This window comes from Burkholderia sp. E168m23 (genome assembly GCF_016586125.1).
In the GTDB taxonomy this organism is placed as follows: Bacteria; Pseudomonadota; Gammaproteobacteria; order Burkholderiales; family Burkholderiaceae; genus Burkholderia; species Burkholderia orbicola.
The window spans coordinates 1-11,746 of sequence record NZ_BCPP01000105.1; the positions used below are offsets into that span (position 1 = coordinate 1).

General features: G+C 69.9%; 11 protein-coding genes. 3 read left to right on the forward strand and 8 right to left on the reverse strand.

The annotated features are described in order from the left end of the window. The coding region (locus tag JMF90_RS08325; protein WP_201325036.1) for a DMT family transporter at positions 1-708 on the reverse strand (708 nt) is incomplete at its 3' end. Positions 709-1,515: 807 nt separating this feature from the next. Between JMF90_RS08325 and JMF90_RS08330 the strand changes: the two genes are divergently transcribed. After that, the gene (locus JMF90_RS08330; protein ID WP_006477514.1) at positions 1,516-1,728 is read left to right on the forward strand and encodes a hypothetical protein; all 213 of its coding nucleotides are present in this window, start codon (positions 1,516-1,518) and stop codon (positions 1,726-1,728) included. A 46-nt stretch (positions 1,729-1,774) separates the two neighbouring features. After that, on the forward strand, positions 1,775-2,797 hold the full coding sequence (locus tag JMF90_RS08335; protein ID WP_077178116.1) for a serine/threonine protein kinase: 1,023 nt from the start codon (positions 1,775-1,777) through the stop codon (positions 2,795-2,797). 70 nt (positions 2,798-2,867) lie between these two features. Here the strand turns inward: JMF90_RS08335 and JMF90_RS08340 are convergent, their stop codons facing one another. Together JMF90_RS08340 and JMF90_RS08345 are read right to left on the reverse strand one after the other, a co-directional pair. Continuing rightward, on the reverse strand, positions 2,868-4,310 hold the full coding sequence (locus JMF90_RS08340; RefSeq protein WP_006477516.1) for a coniferyl aldehyde dehydrogenase: 1,443 nt from the start codon (positions 4,308-4,310) through the stop codon (positions 2,868-2,870). Continuing rightward, positions 4,307-4,813 (reverse strand): hypothetical protein, encoded by a 507-nt coding sequence (locus JMF90_RS08345; RefSeq protein ID WP_200076753.1) that lies wholly within the window; start codon positions 4,811-4,813, stop codon positions 4,307-4,309. Before JMF90_RS08345 ends, JMF90_RS08340 begins: the two co-directional genes overlap by 4 nt. Before the next feature lie 222 nt (positions 4,814-5,035). Between JMF90_RS08345 and JMF90_RS08350 the strand changes: the two genes are divergently transcribed. Beyond that, complete coding sequence (locus JMF90_RS08350) at positions 5,036-6,676, forward strand: GMC family oxidoreductase (protein ID WP_034174346.1); 1,641 nt, start codon at positions 5,036-5,038, stop codon at positions 6,674-6,676. A 31-nt stretch (positions 6,677-6,707) separates the two neighbouring features. On the opposite strand, the gene JMF90_RS08355 is transcribed toward JMF90_RS08350, so the two are convergent. From JMF90_RS08355 to fliG, 5 genes are all read right to left on the reverse strand, one after another. Next, a complete protein-coding gene (locus JMF90_RS08355; RefSeq protein ID WP_011546448.1) occupies positions 6,708-8,066 on the reverse strand; it encodes a flagellar hook-length control protein FliK in 1,359 nt (452 codons plus the stop codon). Between the two features lie 31 nt (positions 8,067-8,097). Next, on the reverse strand, positions 8,098-8,556 hold the full coding sequence (gene fliJ, locus JMF90_RS08360) for a flagellar export protein FliJ (RefSeq protein WP_011546447.1): 459 nt from the start codon (positions 8,554-8,556) through the stop codon (positions 8,098-8,100). A 5-nt stretch (positions 8,557-8,561) separates the two neighbouring features. Further along, positions 8,562-10,067: a flagellar protein export ATPase FliI gene (gene fliI, locus JMF90_RS08365; protein ID WP_249180910.1), complete on the reverse strand. Its 1,506-nt coding sequence runs from the start codon at positions 10,065-10,067 to the stop codon at positions 8,562-8,564. 32 nt (positions 10,068-10,099) lie between these two features. After that, positions 10,100-10,783, reverse strand: coding sequence for a flagellar assembly protein FliH (gene fliH / locus JMF90_RS08370; protein WP_011694435.1), 684 nt, complete (start codon positions 10,781-10,783; stop codon positions 10,100-10,102). Next, a partial coding sequence (fliG, locus tag JMF90_RS08375) for a flagellar motor switch protein FliG (RefSeq protein WP_236597959.1) occupies positions 10,776-11,746 on the reverse strand: 971 nt, incomplete at its 5' end. The genes fliG and fliH, both read right to left, overlap by 8 nt.

Genomic DNA, 11,746 nt, shown 5'->3' on the forward strand with positions numbered 1-11,746 from the left:
GCCGCGCTGCATCAACCGGTAGAACAGCAGTTGCGCGATCACCGAAATCACGATGCCGAGCCACAGCAGCGGCACGACGAACGCCCAGCTCATGTCGAACGACACCGGCCGGAACGGCACGATCGCGACGCACAGCGCGAGGCCGATCGCGTTCTGCAGCGGCAGCACGTCGGCGGGCGCCGCGCGTACGCGCTTTTGCAGCAGCGAGCCGACGGTCAGCGCGACGAGCGCCGTCAGCGCGCACGCGATGCCGGCCGCCGACAGGCCGCCGGTTCCGCCGCTCACGCCACGGCCCACGACGAGCGCGAGGCCGGTGAGCGACAGCGCGAGCCCGGCGATACGCACGGGTTGCCAGCGACGCTCGACGATCGCGAGCGTGAGGATCGGCTGCACGCCGAGTATCGTCGCGAGCACGCCGGGCGCGATGCCGCGCTCGAGCGCGAGCAGGTAGAAGATCGAATAGCCGCCCATCATCAGCAAGCCGGTCAGCGCGGCCATGCGCCGCTCGCCGCGCGGCGGCAGCCACCGTCTGCGCATGAACGCCAGCACGAGCAGCACGAGCGATGCGAGCGCGAAACGGGCAGTGAGAAAGGCGAACGCGGACGCGTGACGCAGACCGAGTTCAGCGAAGATCGCGCCGCTGCTCCACAGCAGCACGAAGAGCGACGTCGCGCCATGCGCGGCGAGCGCGCGTTTGAACGAAACCATGTGAATCCACCTGTCGAACGGATCGAAACGTTCCATTCGCGCGCGGCAACGTGCCGTGCGTCACGACGCACGCACCTACAGCCAGCGGGGCGAATGGAAGACGAAAACGAAAAGCCGGCGAGTCAGCCGGCGCGTGCCGCCGGCGGGGGCGGCGCGGCGCAGACGAGCGGCGGTGCGACAGGAGGAGGAAGGACCGACGGATGCACGCACGCCTGCGGCCGCGCGTCGAACTGCGGCCGGGATTTTGCGAGGGCGGACGTGAGCGGATACATCGTGTCGGAATGCGGTTGAACGCGAATGAAAGCCTAAGGTACCGCAAGGCAGCCATCGAACGCAACCACTGTCCGCGGCCGCGCATCGCGGGCGATAGGGTGCGTCGGGAAGGGGCCGATGTCGCTGCGCACGCAAGCGTTCGACGAAGGGGGCAAAGCGATGGGCATGCGACGTGTGCGAGGTGATTCCGGTCGGTCGCGCGAAGTGTTCCGGTGATTCCGCAGCGGCGAAGCGAAGCGGCACGCGCGTTGCGTCAATCATGTGCGTACGGCGACGCCGGGCGGTTTCGGCGGGCAGTCACATTCGACAGGGTATGATGGGGGTAACCGGGTGGGCAAGTACATGCCCGGCGCAGTGGTTGATTGGAGACATTCGACGAATTCGCGGCACTTCGCCTGCTTCTTCTTCTTTTCGCGCTTCGATAAACCGTGAACAATGGGATCACGCGCAACGCTCCGCCGAGAGCGGCGCGGATCGCGCATTTGCCGGCTCGCCAGCGGGCCGGGTTTCAAGATTCAAGAGTGGGGAACCATCATGCATATCGGGTCGATCGTCTGCACTACCCATATCGCGGTGCCGAAAGGCGCGCGCGGCATCGTCCAGCGCATCCTGGGCGACATGGCCATGGTGACCTGGTACGCGGGCGTGCCGGGTGAGTCGAAAGAACTCAACACCGAGCCGTTCTTTCTCGAGGACCTGATCGACACCGGCGAATCCGTTCTGCCGGCCGGCGCGGCGCTTCACTAAGCACCGACGCTCGTCTTTCGGTCCGGCAGGCGGCACAATGCGGGGCATGACAGACGCCACTTCCGCTCCCGCTTCTCCCGCCAGCCCGCCGTTCGCCGGCCTCACGCCCGAGTGCGTGCTCGACGCGCTCGACAGCGTGCTGATGCCGGCCGGCCTGCGCACCGACGGGCGCCTGCTCGCCCTCAACAGCTACGAAAACCGCGTCTACCAGGTCGGTATCGAAGACGGCCCGCCGGTCGTCGCGAAGTTCTATCGTCCGGCGCGCTGGTCGGACGACGCGATTCTCGAAGAGCATGCGTTCGTCGCCGAACTCGCCGCGCGCGAGATTCCGGCGGTGCCCGCGCGCGCCTTCGACGGCCGCACGCTGCACGCGTTCGACGGTTTCCGCTTCTCGATCTTCGAGCGGCGCGGCGGCCGCGCCCCCGATCTCGACCGCAGCGACACGCTCGAATGGCTCGGCCGTTTCATCGGCCGCATTCATGCGGTCGGCGCGACGCAGCCGTATGTCGCGCGTCCCGTGCTCGACATCAATACGTTCGGCTACGAGCCGCGCGACTACCTGCTCGCACACGATTTCATTCCGGATGACGTAAGACCGGCGTACGCGACCGCGGTCGCGCTCGCGCTCGAAGGCGTCGAGGCCGCGTTCGAGCGCGCGGGCGAGATTCGCCTGCTGCGCACGCACGGCGACTGTCATCCGAGCAACGTGCTGTGGACCGATGCCGGCCCGCATTTCGTCGACTTCGACGACAGCCGGATGTCACCGGCCGTGCAGGATCTGTGGCTGCTGCTGCCGGGCGATCGCGAAGGCGCGTCGCGCGCGCTGGCCGACCTGCTCGCGGGCTACGAGGATTTCTGCGAATTCGAGCCGCGCGAGCTGCATCTGGTCGAAGCGCTGCGCACGCTGCGGCTGATCCACTACGCGGCGTGGCTCGCGCGGCGCTGGGACGATCCCGCGTTTCCGGCCGCGTTCCCGTGGTTCAACACGCATCGTTACTGGGAAGCGCGCGTGCTCGAACTGCGCGAGCAGATCGGCGCGATGCAGGAAGGGCCGCTCTGGCCCGTGTGACGGTTGCGTGCGCGGCATCCATGCCGCGCGGCAGGTTGGACAGGGCCGCGACGCGTGTGGCCCGCCTGGCTCAGAACTTCAGCATCAGCTTGATCAGCGCGGCGAAGCGCTTGCCGTACGGCGGCGCGAGCAGGTTGCGCGCGTTCAGCCGCGCCTGCGTGAGCACCGGCTTCATCTTCGAGAACGTCACGAAGCCGTCGTAGCCGTGATACGCGCCCATGCCGCTCGCACCGACTCCGCCGAACGGCAAGCTGCCGCATGCGATGTGCATCAGCGTTTCGTTGATCGAGACGCCGCCCGAGATCGTTTCGCGCATCACGCGGTCGATCGTGCCGCCATCCTCGTCGAACAGGTACAGCGCGAGCGGACGCGGGCGCGCATTGACGTACGCGATCGCTTCGTCGAGCCGTTCGTACGGCACGAGCGGCAGCAGCGGCCCGAAGATTTCCTCCTGCATCAGTTGCGACGCGGCCGGCACCTGCGTCACCGCGCACGGCACGAAGCGGCGCGATGCGGGATCGGACTGCGCGTCGGACAGCGGATGCAGCTGCGCGCCGGCCGCCTGCGCGTCGCTCGCGAGTTGTTGCAGGCGTGCGTAGTGGCGCGGCGACACGATCGTCGTGTAGTCGCCGTTGGCCGACAGGTCCGGATACAGCTTCGCGAAGCGGGTCCGCGCGCGCTCGATGAACGCGCCTTCCATCCCGCGCGGCAGCAGCACGTAGTCGGGCGCGATGCAGGTCTGGCCGGCGTTCAGCGTCTTGCCGGCGACGATCGCATCGACGGCCGCGTCGAAGCGCGCATTCGGGCCGACGATCGCCGGCGACTTGCCGCCGAGCTCGAGTGTGACGGGCGTGAGGTTGTCGGCGGCCGCGCGCATCACGTGGCGGCCGACCTGCGTCGAGCCGGTGAACAGCAGATGGTCGAACGGCAGCGCGCTGAACGCGGCGCCGACTTCCGCATCGCCGTTCACGACCGCGACGTGGTCACGCGTGAAGGTCTTGCCGATGAGCTGCTCGAACAGCGCCGACGTGCGCGGCGTCAGTTCGGACATCTTGATGATCGCGCGGTTGCCGGCGGCGAGCGCACAGATCAGCGGGCCGGCTGCGAGCAGCACCGGGTAGTTCCACGGCACGACGATGCCGACCACGCCGAGCGGTTGCGGAATCACCTTCGCGCGCGCCGGGCGCAGCCACTTGTTCATCGGCTTGCGGATCGGCTTCATCCAGCGCTTGCCGTGCTTCAGCGCGTCGTCGATCTCTTCCTTGGCCATCCAGATTTCCGACAGCAGCACTTCCTGCTTCGCGCGATGGCCGAAATCGGCGCTGATCGCGTCGGCGAGCGCATCCGCGTGGTCGATCAGCATCGTGCGCAGCGCACGCAGGTGCTGCGCACGCGTGTCCCATGCCGGGTACGGTGCGCGCAGGTACGCCGCACGCTGGTCGTGCAGCAGCGACGTCAGCGCATCGACCGATGGCAATGCTTGCGGGGCCAGTTCGGGCAGGTCGTTCTTCATGTCGTCTCCTCCAGTTGGGCCTGGCTGATCGGCCGGCCGTCACGCCGCACGCGCACGCTCGGCGAGCGCGGCGACGCGGATCGGGTGATGCATGTCGCCCGGCACGGGGCCGGATGCGACGGGTGTTCGAAAACCGGTTGCCGCGCGCGGCAGGCGTCGTATCCGCGCGACGGTGTCCGTGTCCGAAAGTCATGCCGCACGGCAGGCGCGCACGATCCGATACGGTGACGAGCAGGCACGCGATGCCGTCTTGCGCGCGTCGGCCGGCGCACCGCGGCAGCGCAGCGCGACATAGCCGCGACGGCGGGTCGCCGCGCATCGTGCCACGGCGCCGACACACCATCCAAACGGTCGGGGATGACACGTGCCGTTCGATTTCGACCGACTGCGCGCATCGCGCCGTGGATCGTCGCGCGGGCCGCCGTTTGAAATGAAATGCGGGCCGCGCGCGTGACTTCCGGATCACTTGGTCGACATGCGGCCTGCAGGATCTTGCGCTGCATCGTCATTCCTCCCGTTTCGCGACGAATCGGCTTCTCGTGGCCGGTGCATCGCGCGAAGCGCATCGATACATCTTAAATTTAGTTCACGCGGGCGTTTAGAGGAATCGCTCTCGAATCGGCGCGCCGCGCACGGGACAGCCGTTCCTACAATGCCCGAACACAAGAGGAGACGCGGTCGCGCGGCGGTGCCGGGCGCCTTCCATGACACGACGGAGACGTGACATGCAATACGACTACATCATCGTCGGCGGCGGTTCGGGCGGCTCGAGCCTGGCCGGCCGTCTCGCCGATGCCTGCCCCGATGCGACGATCGCGCTGATCGAGGCCGGCTCGCATACGGAGCGCAACCTGCTCGTCAACATGCCGGTCGGCATCGCGGCGCTGGTGCCGTACAAGCTCGGCACCAACTACGGCTACGAGACGGTGCCGCAGCCGGGCTTGGGCGGCCGGCGCGGTTACCAGCCGCGCGGGCGCGGGATGGGCGGCTCGAGCGCGATCAACGCGATGATCTATACGCGCGGCCACCCGGGCGATTACGACGAGTGGGCGCAGCTCGGCGCGACGGGCTGGGGCTGGCAGGAGGTGCTGCCGTATTTCCGCCGCGCGGAAGGCAACGAGCGCGGCGCCGACGCGTGGCACGGCGCGGACGGCCCGTTGACCGTTTCCGATCTGCGCTTTCGCAATCCGTTCTCCGAACGATTCATCCAGGCCGCGCATGCCGCCGGCTATCCGCTGAACGACGACTTCAACGGCGCGACGCAGGAAGGCGTCGGTTTCTATCAGGTCACGCATCGCGACGGTTCGCGCTGCAGCGTGGCGCGCGCGTATATCTACGGTCGCAACCGGCCGAACCTGCACGTGATCACCGATGCGACGGTGCTGCGCGTGGGCTTCGACGGCAAGCGCGCGGTCGGCGTCGTGGTGTCGCGCAACGGGCGGGTCGAGACGTTCGGCGCGCGCGCGGAAGTGGTCCTGTCGGCCGGTGCGTTCAATTCGCCGCAACTGCTGATGTGTTCGGGGATCGGCCCGGCCGAGCAATTGCGCCGGCACGGGATCGCGGTCGTGCAGGATGCGCCGGACGTCGGCACGAACCTGATCGACCACATCGACTTCATCATCAACACGCGCGTGAATTCGTCGGAGCTGGTCGGCGTGTGCCTGCGCGGCATCGCGAAGATGACGCCGGCGCTCGCGCGCTATTTCTCGAGCCGCACCGGGATGATGACGAGCAACGTCGCGGAGGCCGGCGGCTTCATCAAGAGCGATCCGTCGCTCGAGCGTCCCGACTTGCAGCTGCATTTCTGCACGGCGCTCGTCGACGACCACAACCGCAAGATGCACTGGGGCTTCGGTTATTCGCTGCACGTGTGCGCGCTGCGGCCGTTCAGCCGCGGCACGGTCGCGCTCGCGAGCGGCGATGCGCGCGACGCGCCGCTGATCGATCCGCGCTTCTTCAGCGATTCACGCGACCTCGACCTGCTGGTGCGCGGCACGCAGGCGATGCGCCGCATCCTGTCCCAGGCGCCGCTCGCATCGCAGGGCGGGCGCGAGCTGTACACGCGGCCGGACCAGAGCGAAGCGGAGCTGCGCGCGACGATCGTCGCGCATGCGGACACGATCTATCACCCGGTCGGCACCTGCCGGATGGGCTCGGATGCGCGCGCGGTCGTCGATCCGCAACTGCGCGTGCGCGGCGTCGACGGGCTGCGCGTGGTGGATGCGTCGGTGATGCCGACGCTGGTCGGCGGGAACACGAATGCGCCGTCGGTGATGATCGGCGAACGCGCGGCGGACTTCATCGTCGCCACGCGCAAGGGTGGCGTGCCGCGCGGCGAGGCTGCGGCTGCGGTGCACGGCCGCTAGGCGCGGCGCGCGCACGGCACGGCGGCCATGCTCAGGCAAACGTATCGACGAGGCCGGCGCGGCTCGCGCGCGCGGCGACCGGTGCGGATTGCGCGGCGTCGACAGGTGCATCGACGGCTGACGGTCCGCCGTTCCCGCGTCGCGACGACTGGCCGTGGGCGAAGGTCTGCTGCGGGTTGGGCTGCTGTTGCTGCGAAGCGAGGCCGCCGTCGCTGACGGTCGCGCTGCCGAGCCCGAGCCCGCCCGCTTCCATCGCCTCGCGCAGCTTCGGCAGCGCGGCTTCGACCGCGTCGCGCACCTGCGCGTGCTGCGACACGAACAGCGCATGCGCATGGTTGTCCGCGACGCGCAGCACGACCTGCAGCGGCCCGAGATCGGGCGGGTTGAGCGTCAGCTCGGCGCTCTGCTGGTGCGCATTCGACAGGAACACCACTTTCTGGCTCAGTGCATCCGTCCAGTCGGCCGTGCCGACGTGCGGTGCGAGCGCGTGTGCGTTGGCGGCGGCGATCGCACCGGCGGCCGGCGACAGTTGCAGGTTCGCCTGCGCTGCGGCGGCGGCCGTTGCGCCGGCCGCGAGCGTCGCGCTGGCGGCCGGGTCCGTCGCATTGCTGGCCGCCGCGAGCGCGTGCTGGGCGCCGGACTGCGCATTCGCGTCGGCCTGCAGCGTCTGCGGCGTGACCTGGGTCGGCGTCTGCTGGGTGGCGAGCGCGCCTTTCGCGTCGGCGAGCGTGCGGTCGAACGTCGGCACTTTCGGCGTCAGCGGCGCGGCGGCGTTCGACGCGGTCGCTGCCGGCGCCGTCGGCGTGGCGGCGGCGCTCGTGCCGGTCGCCGGCATCGTGATCGCGCCCGCGCCGCCCGTCAGCTTCGCGAGCGCCGCTTGCAGCGCGTCGCGGCTCGATGCCGGGTCGATCGGCTGGGCGGTCGCCTCCTTGGCCGCATGATCGGCGAGCGTCGCCGTGGCGTCCGGCTGGCCGGACACGGCCGTTTTCTGCGTGGCAATAGCGGCGGCGGTCGCCGCGTCGGCCGGCGTCGCGGTGTCCGGGCGCGCCTGCAGTTGCGCCTGCACGGCCGCGGCGGCCGCGAGGGCGGCGGCATCTGGGTTGGTGGCGGCGTTCGCGGTCGTGTCGTCGGTCGTCTTGTCGTCGTCCGTGCCGGACGGCTTCGCGCCGGCGGACGGCTTCGACGCAGCCGGTTTGGTCGACACGTCCGATGTACCGGCGTTGGCCGTATCGCCGCGCGTGGAGACGCTTTGCTTGAGCGTCTGCGCGAACGGCACGGCGCTCGTGGCGGCCGACGCGTCGTTGGCGGCGGACGCACCCGAGCCGCGGGCGGCCTTGAGTGCGGCGCCGGCGGTGTCGAGCAGCGCGCCGAGCAGGGGCAGGGGAGGCATGACGGTTCTCTCGTTCGAAGGCGGTGGTCGGTTACGACGAACGGGCCGCGTCGGCCCGCATGCGCAGGATCTTCGCGGCATGTTCGTCGGCGTCGCGCTGTTCGCGCCGGGCGTCGCGCTGCGCTTCCTGCGCGACGCCGCGCGCCTGCAGGATTTCATACGAGCCGACGGTACGTTTCTTCTGCTGCCAGTTCGGCCGCGCCTCGTCGATGCGGACTTCGGCCGCGGCGAGCACGGTGCGCTGCTGCGCGATCGCGGCATCGAGCGTGTCGATGAACGCCTGGAAATTGCGCCAGTTGCCGGCCGGCATGCCGCTCTGCGCGGATTGCGCGAAGCGCGCGTGATATTCGTCGCGATAGCGCAGCAGTGCGTCGAGCTGTTCGGCCGCCGCGGTGCGGTCGCGCTGCGCGGTGCCGAGCTGCTTCGCGGCCGAGTCGAGGTCTTCCTGCGCGCGGTCGAGCAGCAACTGAAGGGGAAAGCCGTGGGCCATCGGGATCAGCCTCCGTAAGCGTCGAACAGCGCATCGAGCGCGGTGAGGCTCGATGCGAACGGCGCGCATTCGCGAAAGCCCTGCTGCAGGAACGCTTCGATGCGCGGGTAGAGCGCGATCGCGCGGTCGAGCTGCGCGTCGCGGCCCGGTGCGTAGGCGCCGACCGCGATCAGGTCGCGGTTGCGCTGGTAGCGCGACAGCATCTGCTTGAACTGCCGTACGTGGTCGAGATGCGTTTCGTCGATCAGCGCGGTCATCGCACGGCTGATCGACGCCTCGATGTCGATCGCGGGATAGTGGCCGGCCTCGGCGAGCGCGCGCGACAGCACGATGTGGCCGTCGAGGATCGCGCGCGCCGAATCGGCGATCGGGTCCTGCTGGTCGTCGCCTTCGGTCAGCACCGTGTAGAACGCGGTGATCGAGCCGCCGCCTTCGGGCCCGTTGCCGGTGCGCTCGACGAGCGCGGGGAGCTTCGCGAACACCGACGGCGGATAGCCTTTCGTCGCGGGCGGCTCGCCGATCGCCAGCGCGATCTCGCGCTGCGCCATCGCATAGCGCGTCAGCGAATCCATCAGCAGCAGCACGTGCTTGCCCTGGTCGCGGAAATACTCGGCGAGCGACGTCGCGTACGCGGCGCCCTGCATCCGCAACAGCGGCGACACGTCGGCCGGCGCCGCGACGACGACCGAGCGCGCGAGCCCGTCCTCGCCGAGGATCTGTTCGATGAATTCCTTCACTTCGCGGCCGCGTTCGCCGATCAGGCCGATCACGATCACTTCCGCACTCGTATAGCGCGCCATCGTGCCGAGCAGTACCGACTTGCCGACGCCGGAGCCGGCGAACAGGCCCATCCGCTGGCCGCGGCCGACGGTGAGCAGCGCGTTGATCGCGCGCACGCCGACGTCGAGCACGTGGTGGATCGGCTCGCGATCGAGCGGGTTGATCGACGGCGCCGACAGCGGCGCATCGACTTTCGACGCGAGCGGGCCGAGGCCGTCGAGCGGGCGGCCCGACGCGTCGACGACGCGCCCGAGCATCTCCCAGCCGACCGGCAGCCGCTTCGCGCCGGCGAGCGGATCGGTGACGGGCGCGCTCTCGCGCGGCCACACGCGTGCGCCGGGCAACACGCCCGCAACGTCGGTGGTCGGCATCAGGAACAGGCGGTCCCCGGCGAAGCCGACGACTTCGGCTTCCGCGTGCGGCAGCGTGCTGCCGGGCGGCAACTCGATCGTGCATTCGGCGCCGACCGACAGGCGCAGCCCGATCGCCTCGAGCACGAGGCCGGCCGCGCGCGTGAGGCGTCCGCACGGCCGCAGCGGCAGCGCGCGGTGGCTGCGCGCGGCGAGCCCGTTCAGGTGCGTGCGCCAGTGCGCGAGATGCGGATTGTGCGGCGCGCGCGGGGCGGCGTCGGCGGCGTCGGATGCTGCGTGCGGCGTGGCGTCGTCCGCGGCATCGTGCGCGGCCGCCGGCCCGAACGACGCGAGCGCGAGCTCGCGTTCGAGCGGCGTCATGCCGTCGTGCGCGAGCGCCTCGGGCGAGCGCGTCACCACGTGCTCACCTTGCCGATCGCGGCGGCGACGCGCTGCCAGCGGGTGGGCAGCGTCGCGTCGACCTCGCCGGTCGCGGCGTGCGCGCGGCAGCCGCCGCGCTCGATCGACGCGTCGGTGCGCACGTTCCAGCCGAGCGTGTCGAGGTCGTCCTGCAGATAGGCCTCGACGACGGGCAGGTCGGCCGGATTCACCGCGAGATGCGGCGCGCCGGACAGCGCGGGTTCGGCCGCGAGCACGTCGCGCACGGCGGCGACCAGCGCGGCCGGGTCGTGCTTCACGTGCTGGCGCACGACCTGCTGCGCGATGTCGAGCGCGAGCTGCGCGAGGTCGGCGGCGAGATCGTGTTCGACGGTCGAGACGGCTTCGCGGAACGACGCGGCGAGCGCCGCGAGCTGCGCGGCCTGTTCGCGTGCTTCGGCCTGGCCGGCCTCGAAACCCTGTTCGCGGCCCTGCTCGAAACCGGCCTGGTAGCCGAGCGCCTGGCCTTCGACGTGGCCGGCCGCATGGCCTTCGGCGTGCGCGGCGTCGCGCACGCGCTGCAATTCCTCGGCGAGCGCGGCGGCAGCGGCCGCCGCGTCGTCGGGCGGCGGCGGGGGCGGCGGCGGGTCGAACGACGCCATCTCCCACCGCTGGTACGCGGTGAGGGTGCCCACGCGATCGCTCGCCGAATCAGACATACGCGTCTTCCGCCTTGCCGCCGATCGCGATCTGGCCGCTCTCGGCGAGGTTGCGCACGATCTGCAGGATGCGGCGCTGCTGCGTCTCGACTTCGGACACGCGCACCGGGCCGCGCGCGTCGAGATCCTCGGCGAGCAGTTCGGCCGCGCGCTGCGACATGTTCGCGAGGAACTTCTGGCGCAGCGCGGGCGGCGCGCCCTTGAGCGCGACGATCAGCGTTTCCGACTCGACTTCCTTGAGCACCATCTGGATCGCGCGATCCTCGAGGTCGAGCAGGTTCTCGAACACGAACATCTGGTCGATGATCTTCTGCGCGAGATCGGCGTCGTACTGGCGCACGCTTTCGAGCACGCCTTCCTCGTGCACGCTCGTCATGAAGTTCAGGATCTCGGCCGCGGTGCGGATGCCGCCCATCGGGCTGCGCTTCAGGTTGTCGCTGCCGGACAGCAGGCCCGTGAGCACGTCGTCGAGCTCGCGCAGCGCGGCCGGCTGGATGCCGTCGAGCGTCGCGATCCGCAGCAGCACGTCGTTACGCAGCCGCTCGGTGAAGCACGACGCGATTTCCGACGCCTGGTCGCGATCGAGGTGCACGAGGATCGTCGCGATGATCTGCGGATGCTCGTTCTTGATCAGTTCGGCCACCGCGCCCGAATCCATCCATTTCAGGCCCTCGATGCCGCTCGTGTCGCTGCCTTGCAGGATGCGGTCGATCAGCACGCCGGCCTTGTCCTCGCCGAGCGCCTTCGTCAGCACCGAGCGGATGTACTCGTTCGAATCGAGCGACAGCGCGGTGTGCTGCTCGGCTTCCTTCACGAAGTCCTGCAGCACCTCCTCGACCTGCTCGCGCGTGACGTTCTTCAGCGCGGCCATCGCCACGCCGATCTTCTGGACCTCGCGCGGCGCGAGGAACTTGAATACCTGCGCGGCCTCTTCCTCGCCGATCGACATCAGCAGCAGCGCGC